The organism is Leptospira alexanderi serovar Manhao 3 str. L 60 (assembly GCF_000243815.2).
Lineage (GTDB): Bacteria > Spirochaetota > Leptospiria > Leptospirales > Leptospiraceae > Leptospira > Leptospira alexanderi.
Window position 1 is genome coordinate 1 of record NZ_AHMT02000034.1, and the last position, 17500, is coordinate 17500.

At 41.6% G+C, this 17500-nt stretch carries 10 protein-coding genes and 3 pseudogenes (1 of these 13 cut by a window edge); 8 read left to right on the forward strand and 5 right to left on the reverse strand.

Annotation, left to right across the window (positions count from 1 at the left end; genetic code table 11):
• Window positions 1-119 precede the first annotated feature (119 nt).
• The 6 genes and pseudogenes from LEP1GSC062_RS25870 to LEP1GSC062_RS11305 all read left to right on the forward strand — a co-directional run bounded on the left by LEP1GSC062_RS25870 (window position 120) and on the right by LEP1GSC062_RS11305 (window position 9697).
• Window positions 120-1120, forward strand: a pseudogene (locus LEP1GSC062_RS25870) (IS630 family transposase).
• Window positions 1121-1713: 593 nt separating this feature from the next.
• The gene (locus tag LEP1GSC062_RS11285; protein ID WP_020984301.1) at window positions 1714-5022 is read left to right on the forward strand and encodes an efflux RND transporter permease subunit; all 3309 of its coding nucleotides are present in this window, start codon (window positions 1714-1716) and stop codon (window positions 5020-5022) included.
• A gap of 447 nt (window positions 5023-5469) precedes the next feature.
• Entirely contained in the window at window positions 5470-7482 is a 2013-nt protein-coding gene (locus tag LEP1GSC062_RS11290) for an Lnb N-terminal periplasmic domain-containing protein (RefSeq protein WP_020984306.1), read from the forward strand.
• The gene (locus LEP1GSC062_RS11295) at window positions 7445-8374 is read left to right on the forward strand and encodes an alpha/beta hydrolase (RefSeq protein WP_039941879.1); all 930 of its coding nucleotides are present in this window, start codon (window positions 7445-7447) and stop codon (window positions 8372-8374) included. Before LEP1GSC062_RS11290 ends, LEP1GSC062_RS11295 begins: the two co-directional genes overlap by 38 nt.
• Before the next feature lie 315 nt (window positions 8375-8689).
• Window positions 8690-9190: a DUF3015 domain-containing protein gene (locus LEP1GSC062_RS11300; protein WP_010577862.1), complete on the forward strand. Its 501-nt coding sequence runs from the start codon at window positions 8690-8692 to the stop codon at window positions 9188-9190.
• Window positions 9191-9208: 18 nt separating this feature from the next.
• Complete coding sequence (locus LEP1GSC062_RS11305; protein WP_010577863.1) at window positions 9209-9697, forward strand: DUF3015 domain-containing protein; 489 nt, start codon at window positions 9209-9211, stop codon at window positions 9695-9697.
• A 143-nt stretch (window positions 9698-9840) separates the two neighbouring features.
• On the opposite strand, the gene LEP1GSC062_RS11310 is transcribed toward LEP1GSC062_RS11305, so the two are convergent.
• From LEP1GSC062_RS11310 to LEP1GSC062_RS11320, 3 genes are all read right to left on the reverse strand, one after another.
• The gene (locus LEP1GSC062_RS11310) at window positions 9841-10320 is read right to left on the reverse strand and encodes a hypothetical protein (RefSeq protein ID WP_020984337.1); all 480 of its coding nucleotides are present in this window, start codon (window positions 10318-10320) and stop codon (window positions 9841-9843) included.
• Complete coding sequence (locus LEP1GSC062_RS11315; protein WP_039941894.1) at window positions 10321-10968, reverse strand: hypothetical protein; 648 nt, start codon at window positions 10966-10968, stop codon at window positions 10321-10323. It abuts the gene before it with no gap.
• Between the two features lie 146 nt (window positions 10969-11114).
• Window positions 11115-11669 carry an LIC12231 family lipoprotein gene (locus LEP1GSC062_RS11320; RefSeq protein ID WP_020984317.1) on the reverse strand — a complete coding sequence of 185 codons (555 nt, stop codon included), beginning with the start codon at window positions 11667-11669 and terminating at the stop codon, window positions 11115-11117.
• A 492-nt stretch (window positions 11670-12161) separates the two neighbouring features.
• Here LEP1GSC062_RS11320 and LEP1GSC062_RS25310 point away from each other — a divergent pair.
• Together LEP1GSC062_RS25310 and LEP1GSC062_RS11330 are read left to right on the forward strand one after the other, a co-directional pair.
• Window positions 12162-13735: pseudogene (locus tag LEP1GSC062_RS25310) on the forward strand (FAD-dependent thymidylate synthase).
• A gap of 164 nt (window positions 13736-13899) precedes the next feature.
• A complete protein-coding gene (locus tag LEP1GSC062_RS11330) occupies window positions 13900-15081 on the forward strand; it encodes an amidohydrolase (protein ID WP_010577867.1) in 1182 nt (393 codons plus the stop codon).
• Window positions 15082-15125: 44 nt separating this feature from the next.
• Here the strand turns inward: LEP1GSC062_RS11330 and LEP1GSC062_RS11335 are convergent.
• A pseudogene (locus LEP1GSC062_RS11335) lies at window positions 15126-17362 on the reverse strand (cation:proton antiporter).
• 79 nt (window positions 17363-17441) lie between these two features.
• On the reverse strand, window positions 17442-17500 hold the 3' portion of the coding sequence (locus tag LEP1GSC062_RS11340; protein WP_010577869.1) for a penicillin-binding transpeptidase domain-containing protein. Its footprint extends 787 nt past the window's final position; 59 of the gene's 846 nt are visible here — the last part of the coding sequence; its start codon lies beyond the right edge, outside the window — the gene reads right to left on this strand; its stop codon occupies window positions 17442-17444.

Below are 17500 nucleotides of genomic sequence, written 5' to 3' on the forward strand. Positions count from 1 at the left end.
CTCTATGAATTTTTAAAATGGCGCCTAACTATTAATCTCTGAATGTCGTATAAACACCTATTACTGATCCCTAACAAAAAAGAGTACCAAAAATATAACAATAATATCCCATTGTCATAATGCAAAACTTAGAAAGGGAAAAGTTAAAACGTTTGGAAAACGTAGGTTGTAGGGAATTGCTCTCTTGAAGAAGGGCTGCACGTGTTACGGAGTATCAAAAAAGCTTGGAGTAAGTAAGCAATCGGTAATGCGTTGGCGAGAAAGATATGAAAAGGAAGGAATCGAAGGAGTAAAATGGAATGGTCGACGAGGTCGACCGACCAAATTGACCATTTCAGAGAAGAAAGAATTAAAAGAATCATCTTGAAAGGTCCGATCAGTAACGGTTATCCGAATGAACTTTGGTCAACGTATCGTGTATCAGAAATCATACGAAAAGAATTCGGAGTAACGTATCATCAAGATTACGTAGGAATTCTTCTTACATCAATTAGGATTTTCGTATCAAAAACCTAAAAGAAGAGCGTTGGAAAGAGATGAAAAGGCAATCGAAACTTGGAAAACGAAAACTTGGCCCGGTATAAAAAAAAGCAGAGAATGAAGGGTTTAAGGTCATATTTTTAGATGAAAGCGGAATCAGCCAGAATCCATATACGATAAAAACTTGGAGCTTAATCGGAAAGACACCGATCCTTCGTCACAAGATGTCTTGGAAAAAGTTATCAGTAATCGGTGCTATTTCTAAAAAAGATTTCCACTTTCAGATCATAACAGGCTCTGTTAAAAGCCAGGACCTTATTTATTTTTTAAAGTATACTTCTAAAGGAAAATCGCAAAAAGATTTTAATAGTTTGGGATAATCTATCTGCTCATAAAAGCAAAGCAATGAATGAATTTTTAAAAGCAAATGAGAAAAGGCTTCGAGTAGAATTTTTTGCCTCCTTATGCTTCGGAGTTAAATCCGCAAGAATATATCTGGTGTCGTTGGAAGAAAAACTATATGGCTAATTTTTGTCCGGAGAATCTTAGCCAATTGATTCAAAGAACTAAATCTACTTTAGGTATATTGAAATCAAATACAATCAGTTTTGATAGTTATTGGAGACAAGCTGGTATTTAGGTACTCATTTTTATAGGGATCAGTAATACGTCGGAACACTTGCATTTTATTGTATGTAAAGTTCTATCCACTAAAATCTAACCCCTAATCACTAACACGTCGGAACACTTGAAAAATATCAGCTTTTGATCCTTATTATCCCAAACTTCTTAACTTCTGGGGTTGGTTATGATGGAGAGCGTTCTGCTGAGTTCCATTAAACTTTACTTGAATACTGTGAATTGCTTCCTAAGGGGCGCAATTCAGGGAGTGAGATGCCTTGAGTTACTCCACCGGCCTTCTTGACTCCGTCGAATCAAGAGTAGCACACTTTGAACTGTCTTACGTCCAAGAATCATACTAGAAGCTATCTCAAAAATATCTTAGAATAATTGTAATCGGCGTTTTAAACGAAGATAAAGTATTTTTGAGATAGCTTCTAATCTGTGGATCGTTTATCTTCGCTTTGCGAAGAGCCAACATTGAGTTTCTCGCTTCGCGGCTTTTGGCTGTCTCGCTCTCTAAAGTCGAATTCACGTTCTTTAAAAAAACCTTTCAACTTCAACCTAGAACGGCTTTCTTGTCCATATCCTCTTTTTTAGAGACGCGCAATCATGATTGATAAACTGATCCGAGCTTCGATTAAAAACAGAGCCTTGGTTCTGGTGCTGACCTTCATGATTACCCTTGTGGGGATTTACAACGCGTACTATCTTTCGATCGACGCGATCCCAGACGTGACCAACGTTCAGGTTTCCGCGGTTACTTCTTCTCCCGCTCTTTCTCCTCTCGAAGTGGAACAGTTCATTACGTATCCGATCGAGATGGAATTTACCGGTCTTCCCAATGTCACCGAAATTCGTTCCATCTCCAGAGCCGGGGTGAGTTCGGTCACAGTCGTTTTCAAAGACGGTACGGATATCTACTTTGCGAGACAACTCGTAAATGAGAGAATCAAACAAGCGGAAGCGATCATTCCTCCGGGTTACGGAAGACCCGAACTCTCTCCGATCGCGACCGGTCTCGGCGATATTTACGAATTCGTTCTCACATCGGATCGGCATTCTCCGGAGGAACTAAGAACCTATATGGATTGGGAACTCTCCCGCGAAGTTAAGTCCGTGGAAGGGATCATCGATGTGAACATCATCGGCGGTCAAGTTCGTCAGTATCAAGTTAAGATTGATCCGAAAAGACTCGCGGTTCACAATCTCACTCTTTCTCAAATTTACAGAAAACTGGAATCCGCGAATCAAAACACGGGAGGCGGTTACATCTCCAAGAACTCGGAACAGATCGTGATCCGAGGCGAAAGTCAGTACAAATCCATCGAAGATATAAAAAATACGGCGGTTACGACCGCTGGCGATGGAATTCCACTTTTGTTGGGCCAGATCGCGGAAGTGGAAATCGGACCGGCTCTTCGTTTCGGTGTCGTGACCAAGGATTCCAAGGGAGAAGTGGTCGGCGCTACTGCCATGATGCTCATGGGTCAGAACTCTCTTGAAGTCGTAAAGAAGGTCAAAGTAAGAATCGAAGAAATCAAAGAAAGACTTCCTCCCGGAATGAGGATCGAAACCTTTTACGACCGTTCCGAGTTTATCGGAAGAACGTTAGGCACCATCTTTACGAATCTCGCCGAAGCAGCGGCGCTCGTCGTAATCGTATTGATCCTCGCTCTCGGGACCGTGAAGGGCGCGTTACTCGTCTCTTTAGCGATTCCGATTCCGATGCTCGTCGCCACGATTTTTATGAACGCGTTCGGAATCGTGGGGAACCTGATGTCCCTCGGCGCTCTCGACTTCGGTCTTCTTGTGGACGGAACGATCGTTATGCTCGAATCGATTCTTCACGGTTTTATCTTAAAACGTTCTTTTTACGAGATGCAGACAAAACTGGGGGACAGGGAACTTGCCGCCGAGGAAATCATCACGGACGCCTGCGTGCGCGTGGGTCGTGCGGCCACGTTTTCGGTCGCGATCATTCTGCTCGTTTATCTTCCACTGATGAGTTTGGAAGGTGTGGAAGGAAGGATGTTCAAACCGATGGCGATTACCGTAGCGCTTGCGCTCGGCGCTGCTCTTCTATTCTCCCTGACTACCTTTCCCGCGGCGGCGAGTATTATCTTTAAGAATCCGGTTTTTTTCCACAGTAAGTATTGGGACGTCATCACGGAAAAATACAAACTTCTCCTCGATTTTGGAATGTCCCGCAAAAAAGAATTTTGTTATGCGGGTGTCGGCGTCGTTGTATTTGCGTTGCTCTTGGCTTCTACCTTGGGTTCAGAATTTTTACCTAGAATCGACGAGGGAGAAATCGCGATCGATATCAAACGTCTTCCTTCTACCTCTCTCAATTATTCCAGGGACACGAACTCCGATATGGAAGCCGTCTTAAAAAAGTTTCCGGAAACAGTCAGCGTGGTTTCCAAAATGGGTCGAGGAGAATCCGCGGCGGAACCGATTGGTACCGACGAAGGCGAGGCAATGGTGAAATTGAAGTTTCGCAAAGAATGGACGAGCGCGGACAACAGGGAAGAACTGATGAGCAAGATGAAGGACGAGATCTTAAAGTTCATTCCTTCCAGTACGATCAGCTTGTCTCAGCCGATTGAAAACAGAGTCAACGCGCTTCTTTCCGGATCGAAGGCCGATGTTGTGATCAAAATCTACGGAGACGATCTCGTAAAACTCAAGGACATCGCGGGTCAATTCGCAAACAAACTCAAGAGTGTTTCGGGAGTTGCGGACCTACGTGTTCAAAGGGTCTTAGGTCTTCCGATTGTAGAGATCAAGGTCGATCGGGAAAACATGGCGCGTTATGGAGTTCAAGCCGAAGAAATTCTTGCAACCGTGGAAGCGCTACGATTAGGCAGACAAACCGGAAAAGTATTCGAAGGTTTTAAAAGGTTCGACCTTGTGGTTCGTTTGAAAATCGACGCGACCGATTTGGAACAAGTGGAAAACATTCCCGTCTTTACTTCTTCCGGGTCCACGGTTCCTCTCGGTCAGGTTGCGGAGATCAAACTCGTGGAAGGCCCCGCCGCGATTTATAGGGAATCTCTTAAAAGAAGAATCATGGTGGAAACCAACATTCGAGGAAGGGATCTCGTGGGATTTGTCAACGAAGCTCAAAAAGTTACCGAGGAAATCGAAAAGAATCTTCCTCCGGGTTACAGAACCGATTGGGGAGGTCAGTTCGAAAACTTTACTCGAGCGAAAGAAAGACTGGCCTTGGTCGTTCCGATCGCTCTTGCGATCATATTTTTTATGCTGATCGCGGCGTTCGGGAGCATCTATTACGCGTTAGGCGTCTTTATCGTGGTTCCTCTTGCGGTTTCAGGCGGAATCATCGGTCTTGTAATCCGAGGTCTTCCTTTTAGTATTCCAGCCGGAGTCGGGTTTATTGCGGTGAGCGGGATCGCCGTTTTAAACGGGGTCGTTTACGCCTCCACCCTTCGGGAAGAGTTGGAAAAGGGAGCATCCATCTCGGATGCGGTTTATCTTGCGGGGGTTCATTCTCTTCGTCCCGTAATGACCACGGAAATTATAGCCGCGGTCGGTTTTATTCCGATGGCGATTTCCACGATGGCAGGCGCGGAAGTACAGAGACCTCTTGCGACGGTAGTAATCTTCGGAGTCATCGTCGCCACGGTTTTCTCTCGTGTCCTTCTTCCGATCGTGATGGAATATCTTTTGAATCTATACGAAAGCCAGGAAAGAAGAAAGTCCGCAAAACGCAGACTCTTGGAAAAACGCACTTTCGGGAACCAAGGTCATAGTTTCGCTCACGATAACAGCGAGTGGCTGGAAGTTCATACTCATTCGGAAATCCGGGAAGTGTTCACGGAAGAAGATACTTCGAAAGAGAACGTAGAACCGAAGAAAAAATCTTTGAAATCGAAGAAGGGAAAAAAGAAGTAGATTATCCAAAACAGAAGAAAAAAGTTATATTCAAAAAATATAATTCTTTAATCGTAAATTACGGAATCTTCTCGCAAATTGTCCGAATGCGGAACATAACGATCTCGTAAAAACGGGTAAAAGTTTTCGAGATAAACTCTGATATCTTTTCAATTTTGTAACGAATCGAATTTTAAATCCTAAATTTCCAAAAGCGATCTTGAATCACTTTCCAAATATCCTTGCGTTGAAAAACAATTGACATAGAGTCTCTCATTTCTAAACTAATCGGAAAATAAAACGACATGTTAACTTTTTATAATTTCATTGAACCTAAAGAATTCCAAAGCCCAAACAAGAATCCGCACTAAAAATAACCGGGGTTTTGATTCTTTCCGGAAAAATTCGATCCGAAGGAAGTTCGGAAATATCTTTCGTTTAAAAATTCGGGATATTTCAAGTGCGCTTTTGAAACTAATTCCAATATTTATAATCGCGTTTGTCTTAATTTCGAACGCGGTTTTTTCGGAGGAGAAAAACCCGATTCGTTCGTATCAGGAAATTGCATTGAGTAAGAATTTAGATTCCGCTCGTTATTGGAGACTTCTGCTCCATTATAAAAATCCGATTTTCTTCGGAAAAGCAAAGAGCGAGGCGGATGGAAACGAGTTTTTTTTATCTCCAAACGGAAAGACCGACCCGAAAGAAGAACTGATCGAAACCATCTCTTCTTTTTTCAGAGAACCCTTTCCGGAAGAAATCGAAGAAACGAAACTGCATCCTATATGTAAATATCCGGAACGTTTTCGTTGGTTGGACTCTCAGTTGAATTTCGATCGAAACCTTTTGCCGAAATTAAATTGTGATCGATACAAAAATTGGATCGGGGCGCTAAGTCCCACTTCGATCAAACTTATCTTTGCTTCTTTTTATCTAAATAATCCGGCGTCCTTATTCGGTCACAATCTATTGAAGATCGGATCCGGCGAATCTTCCAAATCCGAAATTTTAGACTATGCTATAAACTTTGCCGCCAACAATTCTCCGGACGATTCCGCTCTCGTATATACGATCAAGGGTGTTACGGGCGGATATCCGGGCGTATTTAGTATATTTCCATATTATTATAAAATTAACGAATACAACGATATGGAAAGCAGGGATCTCTGGGAATACGAACTCAATCTTAACGAGGAAGAATCAAAACGTATCACATCGCATATTTGGGAATTAGGCGGAACTTACTTTGATTATTTTTTCTTCGATGAAAACTGCTCCTATCAACTTTTGTCCTTATTGGAAATCGGCAACCCCGAGCTGAAATTAAGAGATCAATTCAATTTATATACGATCCCTGCAGATACGGTTAAGTTAATATTGGAACAAGGTCTGGTTCGTAAAAAATCCTATCGCCCTTCACTCAATTCTAAGATGAATCAAAAATTGTTTTATCTGGAAAAAGAAGAAAAACAAGGAGTCTTTCAATATCTAAAAGGAAAACTGGAACTTAAGGATCTGCTTGAATCACGGGATAGTCAAAGACAGGCTTATATGTTAGATACGATTTTAGACGCCAATCGTTATCAAAAGTCTCTCAAAAACTATACTCCGGAAGAAGAACAGAGATACAGGAACGTTTTGTTGGAACGAAGTAAAATTAATTTTCCACCGTTAGCCGAACAAAAGCCGATGATAGATCCTCCCGAGAGCGGACACGGAAGCGGAAGGGCAAAAATAAGCCGAGGAGAATCCACGTTAGGTGGTTATTCGGAATTTGCGGTTCGCGCCGCATATCATGATTTTCTAAATAACGATAAAGGATTTGTACCTTTTTCTACGATCGAATACTTTCCGATCGTAATCCGAAAATACGATTTTCAAAATAATCCGACAGTGGAAGAATTTAGTTTTTTTAAAATTTTATCTCTTTCTCCGGTTACTCCGATTTCGACTCCGGTTTCGTTTTTTGTGGATCTCGGAGCGGATTCCTCCGTCATTAAACGAGACTTCTCCTTCCAAAAAACATTACCGTATCTATTCGCTTTCGAATCCGGAACGGATCCGCTGTTGATTCAATCCGTATATCAAAAAACGAAAGAGAATTACGAAAAGGTTTATCGAGTTACGAACTTCAACTTAGACGCAACCGGAGGTTATACCTTCTCCAACGTAAATTTGGGAAATTCGCTTTTATGGACTTTCTCTTTTCAATTGGGTGGAAAAGGTAGAGGAAACGGATATTATCAGGAAGGAATGCTCGTCGCTCCTCAAGCAGCGCTTTTTACGGGTTGTTCTTATGGAAACTGGAAATTTGGAATCTCGGCCCAGTATTTCGCATTCTCGATTTACGGTTACAAAGACGATTATAAAGTGAGTCCGGGAATTCGATTTAGTCCGTCTCAAAATTCCGAAATACGAATAGAAGGAAAATTACAAAAGTATTATGAAGAAGCCCAACTTTCCGTTGCATTGTTTTTCTAAAACGATCTTATTTTCCGTTCTATTTATTTATTTGGAATCGTGCGCTTCTTTATTCTATCAACCTAATCATCAAAAGTATTGGAGTCCGGATATCTTCGGCTTTCAATACAAAGAGGAAACCTTTAAGGCTTTTGACGGAGAGTCGATCCGATATTGGAGAATATTTCCAAAGGATTCAAAACCGAAAGGAGTGGTCCTTCAATTCCACGGAAACGGAGAAAACAGAACCAGCCATTTTACGAGTCTTGTATGGATGGTAAATTACGGTTACGAATTGGTAACGTTGGATTACAGAGGTTATCTGGATTCCACCGGAATTCCGGAAAGAGAAACCGTCCACAGAGACGCCGTAGATTTTATTATAAAAGAATTGGAATATTCTAAAAATAGAAATATTCCCATGATCATCTATGGTCAAAGCCTAGGGGGAGCGATCGCTTTGAGGGCGACTTCCGAATTAAAGGACAAATCCGGAATTGTGCTCGTAGTAGCGGATGGAACGTTTGCAAGTTATCGAAAAGTATTCAAACAAATTGTACGAAAGGTTTTATTTTTCCCGATAGATTGGATCGCCGGAATTTTTATGAGTGATTCCCTAAGTCCGAGCGAAACGATTTCCGCCCTTTCTCCCGTTCCCCTCCTTGTGATCCACGGGACTGAAGACGAAATTGTATCGTATCAAAACGGAATCGAACTCTTTGGTTTGGCCGGAGAACCGAAATGGTTCTGGGAAGTAAGAGGAGGGGGCCATGTCAATTGGATGAACCTCGGCGCATCCAAGGAATCTAAAAATTTTCTTTCTTTTCTGGACAACCTCGTTGGAAAATCAGAACTCAATCCATTGAAAGTAAATGGAAACCCGGACTTTTTTCCTTCTAGTTCTCTAAAATGACTCTAGAAAGTGAAGGCGCTCAAGTTGGGTACTAAGCGCCTTGCTTTTGTTGGCGCTTGACGGGTTTCGATACTTCTTTCCATACCAGAGATTTAAGAAATACTAATATTCAAAGACCAAAATAAAATTTCACTCGAACCGGATTTATAAAATACCATCGTCTCACTCTACCGCCGTTTATTTGTTAAACGAAATACTTATAAAAATCAAATACAAAAAACGTATTCGAAAAATAAATAATTTTGTCAAAAATGTATTGACTCAAGGTATTTTTGAATGAACTTCTACTCTGATTTTTCCATAGGAGGATAAATTATGAAGAAAAGAATAGTTTCGACTGTCTTGAGCTTTGCGATTTTGGCCGGAGCCGGTCTGATAACCAATCATGCCGAGGCAAAGGGTTATGGCGTGGCAGGTTGCGGCTTAGGCTCCGTTTTGATTAGCGGCAAAGGATTCGTGCAAGTTTTCGCGGCTACTACCAACGGAAGTTCCGGTAATCAAACGTTTGGAATTACCTCCGGAACTTCCAATTGTACCGCAGACGGTATCGTAAAATTGGAAAAAGCTCAAGAAATGTTCGTGGCCGTAAACTATGAGAGTTTGGAGCAGGAAATGGCAATGGGAAAAGGTGAAAAGCTTGAATCCTTTGCAAAGCTACTCGGATGCGACGCGGGTTCGGTTTCTCGTTTTGGCAAATTGACGAAGGAAAAATATTCTTCTTTGATCAAACAAGACACGACCCCTTCACTTTTACTTTCAGCGGTTAAATCCGAAGTGAAAGGCGAACCATCCCTTTCAAAAAACTGCACTTTATAATCAGGAGATCTAAAAAATATGAAGAAATTATTCGTTATTACACTGGCTCTCTTTATGGTAATGGCTTCTAACCTTTCCGCAAAACCTGAATATGGAATGGCGGGATGCGGCTTAGGATCTTTAATCATTAAAGACAATGGTTTCGTACAAATTTTCGCGGCTACTACCAACGGAACCTCTTACAATCAAACTTCCGGAATTACTTCCGGCACTTCCAATTGTAGTTCGGATGGAATCGTGAACAATGATAAAGCAAAGGAAATCTTTGTTCATATGAACTATGAAAGTCTCGAACAAGAAATTGCTATGGGAAAGGGTGAAAAACTTTCTAGTTTAGCCACACTTTTTGGATGCTCTAACGGTTCTAAAAGATTCAAAGAAGTAGCTAAAGAAAATTTCTCTAAAATTTTCACAACTGCCGCTATTAAAAACCCGAGCATAATGCTTTCTAACCTCGAAATCGAAGTCGGAAAAGACATTGAGTTAAAGAATAGCTGTAAAATCTGATTAGAATCCGCTTTTTAAATAAAGGGGATTTTTTAAACCTTGAGGAAGAATTTCCTCAAGGTTTTTGCCGGATGGCGCCTTTCCGTTTCAAAAAACAGGCCGACACGAGTAAAAATCCTTTGATTATTGTTTTAACAAAAATATTATTCTCTGAAGGATTTTTTTAAATGCTCGCTTTCAAGAAGATCGTCTAACGCCTCTGTCTCGGTAATATCTTTAATAAAAAAATCCGGAATAGATATCTCTTTCTCGTTAAAAATAACAAACCGAAAAAAAATTCTTTTTCCCTTTTCAATTCTAAGAATTTTTTCAACCCCTGTTTTGGAAGGAATACTCAACAAATAAAATCCTTCTTCCAACTCTTGGGTAAAATATTCCCCATTGGAAAGGCGAAATCTGGATATGAATTGATTTTCCCCTTTCGTTTTAAAATGCCCTTTGTATTTTTCTAAACGGAAATCGTAAGACCAAGCCGCTAACGTAGGTTGAATCGGTCGTATAACATAAAGGATCCCCTTATCTTTTCCGGGTCTTTCTAATTTGCGAAAGGATTCTTTTTTTGCACAAGAAAGGAATGGCAATAGAATGAAAACGTATAAAGCCGTTTTTTTAAAGTTCCACATTCAATCTTTTGTTTCCTTAATAATTCTGACAATTTCCGAATTATACATTCCTAATACTTCTTTCATTGTGTTTTCGTCAAACAGTCCGAAAGAATAAATTTCAAAAAGGAATGCGGCTCCAAAACCGTAGGCTCCGTCCTTACGATCGTCGCAGGCCGCCATTCCTTCCAATCTTGTTTCCGGGGAGCGCGTACTTAAATACGGAAAATCGGACGGGCATTGAATGTGTTGAAATTCGGCGCCATCGGCATGTCTTGCTTCGTGAATTAAGATTACAACCTGTTCTAATTTTGAAAGTTCAAAGAATCGGCGATTCAAATAAATGATACCGTTGCTATAATTGGCTATATAAAACTCGGAAGAAGCTCCTATTTTGAAATCGGTAATTCGACGTCTTAACCATATTTCAAGAGATGCTCCTGAAAACGGAAATCCGAAAAGTTGATGAAACCGAGATTTCTCCGTATAAAATTTAGGATCAATCGCGAGCGTCGCGGGTTTTAGATCGGAAATATATTCAAAAACTTCATTGATTCTAATTCGTTCCTGGGCGTTCAAAGACGCGGGAAATATTTTATTCAATAGGGAATTAGGGAAAAGAGGGTTGTAAAAAACGAAAAAAAGAATGAAACAAATCCTCTTTTTCATCGGAGATAAGAATCCTCTTTCCAATAGAATCCGCCAAAAAGCCCAATCCACTTGAAATCTTTTCCATTATGAATACAATCGGACAAATGAATCAGTTTATTATATGAGATATTTATAAACTCATTCGAATGATTGAAATAGAATATCTATTTTTTATTTGACAAATCAAGAGCGGCGTCCTCAAAGAATTTAAAAGCGACTGCTTCAAAAGCCTCGGATTCGCTGTAAGTAAAAGCGTTTACCCATGCAAACGGAGCCATAAAAATCCAAACAAAACCTGACCTTCTTACTCTATATTCATACGATTTTAAAAATTGCCCGTCCCGATAGATTTGGAATAATACATTTGAACCGTCCTCATTACTCCAAACGGGAAGGATCGTAAGAGTTGCAAATGAAATATATCCGAAAATCAACGAGGCTATATTCGGTAATTTCTGTTCGATCGTAACTTTTAAATACAATCCTTTTTCCGGCGTGGCATCGGATTTCATAGTTTGCGAAAAGGGAGAATCGAATTGTATCACATCGTTAAGACGATTCGATCCTCCTACGATCGTTCCGTTATAAATTTTATAATACAATACGGTGTCCGAAGACTTTGATTTAGGTCCTTTGCCGATATAGTTTTGCGGAAAATCGCGGTAGGTTACACATTGTAAAAAAGAAAAAAACAGAATGATCAAAATCGCAGATTTCATGGAGGAATTCTTTTATGAATCATCGATTCGTCAACCAGTATTTCCGCTTCCTCTTATCTTAAGGAAATTTTGAAATTGTTTTACGATATTCAATTTAATCTTATCTGAAAATCTATCAGCTTTTTGTTTTTTATAAATCGTTGCTACTGATCTCTACGTAAAGGAGTACCGCCAATTTTAGCGCAGATCCCCGTTTAGACGCAGAATTTTGGACACTCTATTATGTAGGGATAAGTGAGATTTTAGAATATCCAACTGGAGAGATTGTCAAATATCTATTTTCTAGATTGTCTGAACCGTTTCCGAACCAGATTCTTCGAAGTATTTTTTAACTAAAACACTTGAGTCTATATAAACAACACTATCTTCCGGTTTATTTAAAACGATCCTAGTCTTTTGAATCTCGATCCTCCAAAAAAGAGTTTTCGGTGAAATTTCACCTCTCAGGATAGTGAAATAGGGACATAGTCAAAGCCCCTCCCGGAGACTCCGATGTCAGCCCAAAAACCGATCGTTTCACTTTTGGATCATAGCAAGGATCCGTTCAATCTTTCCATCGCTACGGCAAGGACCTGTTATTCTTCGAAAGGAATTCTTCTCCCTTCCGATATGATTGCGTCGGAAAAATCTATTGAAATCCGGGATAAAGTCGCTAAGTCCACGAAAAAGGCAGGGCACCTTACCACTCGTCAGCATCCTCAATTTATCTTCACTCTGGACAAGGTTTCTAGACAATTCGTGTGGTCTTTTCTGCATTCTCATCCGTTTTATAATTCTGAACAAGTTTCCCAGAGATATGTGGAAGTTAAAAAGGAGAATTACTACGTTCCCTCCGAGTTAAATGGAAAACTTTTAGAACTTTATCTGGACGCGGTAGACTTTGCAAGTCAGGCTTACTTTTCCTACACGGAAATCCTACATCCTTTTATCCAAGAAGAATACTTTCAGATCTACAAAGCTCGTGCCAATTATCCTGACAAGTGGCAGGTTCCGATCAAAAAAAATGTTTGGAAGTTGCGCGTTATCTGCTACCTCTCGGAACTTATACCTATCTCTATCATTCCATCAACGGACTCACTCTACATCGTTACTACAGGCTGATGAATTCCTACGACGTTCCACGGGAACAAAGAGCCGTGGTCACCGACATGGTCGATCAAGTTCGAGCGGTCGATCCTTTGTATGCGGGCGAGATGGACGATCCGATTCCTCTCGAAGAAACGACCGAGTATCGTTACTTCGATTCCGTATTCGGTTCCGGCAAAAGAGAATTTCATCCGGAAGTCTCGGCGAACTTCGTAAAAGAATTCGATCAAGAACTCGGAGAGAGATATTCCAGACTTGTTTCCTATTCTTCCAACGGTCCCGAGATTTTGGCACAATCCGTTCGTTCTATATTAGGAATTCCTAAATCCTTTCTCGGCGATCAGGATGCGATTGATCTGGTCTTAAATCCCGCAAAAAACGGACACCTTACTTCCACTCTGAACGAAAGTTCCATGAGCCCGATCACGAGAGCGCTTTTTAACGTTCAATACTCTTTTCAAAAAAGAATTTCTCACACAGCCGATAGTCAGGATCAAAGACATAGAATGGTTCCCGGCGGAAGACCGGTTCTCATGTCTCAGTATGCGGGCGTTCCCGATTACATAACTCCTCTCGTGGTCCAAAAGTATCCGGAACTCAAAGAAAAATACGACGCGACTCACAAACAGATCTTCGAAAAATTAAATCGCTTTTTGGATGCGGGAGGTTCTCCGGAATACGGTACTTATCTTTTACCGAACAGCTTTCCGATTCGCTTTTACGAAAGCGGAGATCTTCTCAACCTTCATCACAAATGGAGGTCCAGAACCTGCTACAACGCCCAGGAGGAAATCTTCCAAGCCTCCGTGGAAGAACTCTCGGACGTGATGAAGGTCCATCCTCAAATCGCCAAATGGATCAAGGCGCCTTGTTGGATTCGTCTTCAGGGCGAGGTCAAACCCTATTGTCCCGAAGGAGATCACTATTGCGGCACTCAGGTCTGGAAACGGGAACTTTCGGAATATTCGAGAGTGATTTAAAACTTTCACTTTGTGTCGAACCTTACAGAAATGAGATAACCTTGTGTCTCTACGATAAAGAAGACCGTTTTACGAGATGAAGACGCGCTTTTTCGGCCTTGAACGTTTTTAAGCGAAATCTAAAATTCTTTCCCAAAACGATTTAGGAGAGTAAAATAGTTCGAATGAAACTTACAGTGACTACGGATCGAACCGAAGAACTCATACGCTACAGAAGGCAAATCCACAAACATCCGGAACTCAGATACGAGGAAAATCAAACCGCGAGTTATGTAATCGATCATTTGAAGAGTTTAGGTCTTTCTTTTCAGGATAAAATCGCAAAAACCGGAGTCGTATCTTTGATTGATTCCGGCAAACCCGGAAAAACACTTCTCGTACGAGCGGATATGGACGCCTTACCTATCTTCGAGGAATCTCGAAAGGAATACAAATCCGTTCGAGACGGGATCATGCACGCTTGCGGTCACGACGCTCATACTTCGATTCTCATGGGACTTGCGACTGAAATCAAAGAGGATATCGGATCCATTCTCCCCAAAGGAAAGGTTTTACTCGTGTTCCAGCCCGCGGAGGAAGGCGGACAGGGCGCGGACAAAATGATCGAAGAAGGTATATTAGAGAAGTATAACGTAGATGCTGCCTTGGCTTTGCATGTTTGGAATCATATTCCGGTGGGAAAAGTAGGAGTCGTAGACGGACCGATGATGGCCGCCGTAGATGAGTTCACGATCATCGTCTCCGGAATCAGCGGTCATGGGGCCATGCCTCAGCACACTGTGGATCCGATTGTAGTCGGAGCTCAGATCGTAAACGCGTTACAGACTATCGTTTCTAGAAATACGGATCCGCTTGATTCTTGTGTGGTAACTGTCGGAAGTTTTCATGCGGGAAACGCGTTTAACGTGATCCCGGAAACCGCGGAATTAAAAGGAACCGTGAGAACGTATTCCAAAAAGATGTTCGAGGAAGTTCCCGAAAAATTGGAAAGAGTGGTTGGAGGAATCGCGTCCGCACTTGGTGCAAAAGTTTCCATCCGCTACGAAAGAACGAATCAGCCCACGATCAACGATTCCGGAATGGCGAACATAGTGCGTAAAGCTTCGTTAAACGTTCTCGGCCCGGGAAGTGTAACGGAAGAAAACACGAAATCTATGGGAGGAGAAGATTTCTCCGCATTTCTTATGAAGGTTCCGGGATGTTATTTTTTTGTGGGTTCTAGAAGCGAAGAGAAAGGATTCGTTTATCCGCATCATAGTTCCAAATTCGACATAGACGAGGATTCTCTGTCGATCGGTCTTAGCGTGCTCAAAGAGGCAATTAAAATCTATCACGAAGAAAACTGATTGAAATGAGAAGTTCGTTTCAACACGTCTTCTTCATGGAAAGATTATATTTCGGTTAGAAAGTCGTCCGTGGACCGGATTAGGAGAAGTCCCCCACCTTTCGGAAGCTCGTTCACTCTGAATTCGGGATGATTTTCCCAGATGTCTAAATCACAAAGAATAAGATCGAACTTTTTCCAATCCAATGAGTCGTTTCCCGGAGTCAGTATTTTCACTTTTTCTTTTTTGAGATTCTGTTTGATCCGGGAAGGAATTTGATCTACGGAGCCGTTCAAATCCACGATTGAAAGTTTGGAATTGTAGTTGTCCGCAAGCCTTTTGGAGATGTGAAGAAGTCCGAGATCTTTTTCTTTGCCGAAGAGGATGTGAATGTTTTTCACGTTCTCCAATTGGGAAGAAAATAGAATTCCCACGTTACAATCCGTTTCGTTCAGAATCGTCCGAATTTTTCCGCCTAGGATATCATCCGAAAAGAAGGAACGGGCTGCACCGATTAAGAGAAGTTTATAATTTCCTTCGTTCACGATTCGAATAATGTCTTTCGTGATGTTCGTGGAGGTTTTGTAGATCGTTTGGAGGCGTATATTCAAATCCCTGGAAAGTTCTTTGAGAGGAGTGAAACTTGAAGATTCGTATTTTTCGGCGTGAGATTCGGAAATATTAGAATCCGGAGATAAATGAACGGCGGTTACTTCTCTCTCTTTTTTTTCTCGGGGAAAAGTCCATAAGCGATCTTTAATAGTTCCAAACCTCTCGAATGTTGCGCGAAAGAGATGAGTATTCCCGTGCTACTGCTGCTGCTGGTCGCTGATTTTGCGGTGAAACTTTCCTTTGTAAAAAGGAATTCCACGAGTTTGAGTCCGGGACCGGTCATAATCGTTGTGGCAAGAGCCATCAAAACCATCATCGAAAAAATCTCTTCGGATAAAACTCCTAAGTCGTAACCGATGTTCAAAACGATCAACTCCATCAGACCTCGGGTATTCATGAGAATACCGATTGAAAGGGAATCTTTCCAATTTTTACCGGACATACGCGATGCGATCGAACTTCCGCCTAACTTTCCTAAGACGGCTACGAAAAGGATGAGGAAAAAAACCGGCCAAAGACCCGAGCTTGATAGAAGACCGAATTTTGTCCTAAGTCCCGTAAATGCGAAAAAAAGAGGAAGCAAAACGGTAAGACTGAAGTCTTCAATCTTTTCCACCAGATTGTCTCTGAGTTCTTTTTTATCGGGCATCACAACTCCGGCTAGAAATGCGCCGAAGAGCGCGTGAATTCCAATTGCTTCCGTGATCCAAGCCGAGAAGAAGATGAATAAAAAGAAGAGCGCGGTGATTGTTTTTGTCATCGATTCTTTGGTAGTGTACAAGTTTCCGGCTCTTCTCATCAGAGGAAGGATTCCTTTCCACATTACGAACATGTACGTTAGAGACATGACGATCATGAGAATTCCCGAGGAAAAGGAACCGGCGTTTACGATCGTGACGACGATCGCTAGTATACACCAAGCGGTCACATCGTCGGCCGCGGCTGCGGTGAGTGCAAGACTTCCTAACGCTGTTTTGGTTAAACCTTTTTCCAGAATGATTCTCGCAAGTACCGGAAAGGCAGTGATGCTCATACCGATTCCCATAAAAAGGCAGAACGCGATGAAATCCACTCCTTCCGGCGCCAACGGAACGTAGATGAAATATGCAAGACCCGCTCCTAAAAGGAACGGAAACATAATGCTCGAATGAGAGATGATTACTGCGGACTCGGCTTGGTTCTTTAAAATTTTAAGATCCAATTCCATACCGATTACGAACATAAAGAGCAGAAGTCCGAGTTGACTTAAGATTTGAAGAGTGGATAAGGACTCTTTGGGAAATAAAAGTTGAAATCCTTCGGGAAATACCAGACCGAGCAAAGAGGGACCGAGAAGGATTCCGGCTAGAATTTCTCCTATCACGGAAGGTTGTCCTAAAATTGTCGCGAGTTTGCCGAAGAATCGGGCGGAAAGCATGATTATGATCAATTGAAGAAGAAGTCTTGAAATCGGCTGTCTCAGGTGACCGGAGAAAATTTTGCCCATTGCTTCCACGTCTAAAAAATCCGGCCTTAAAGAAACGGACTTTGCGGAATGATTTTTTGCCTTTGTACTTTTTTCCGGTGAAATTTGGGAAGAGTGAAAATTCTCCTTTTCCGGTTCCAGATTTTGTCCGGTCTGAAGAATAAAGCCCAAAGACAAGATGAATAAGAAAATTAGAAAAATATAAAATAACGATATTTTTTTCATCTGTTTGGAGGCATTTTAAGAACGAATTCCGGTTTCGTCATTCAGATTTTTAGGATTCTCAATCTTTCGGGGTTATTGATTAAAAAACGATGGATTCTTCTCGGAGGATTTGGGATGCGAGTGTTGCCGCTTCCAAGG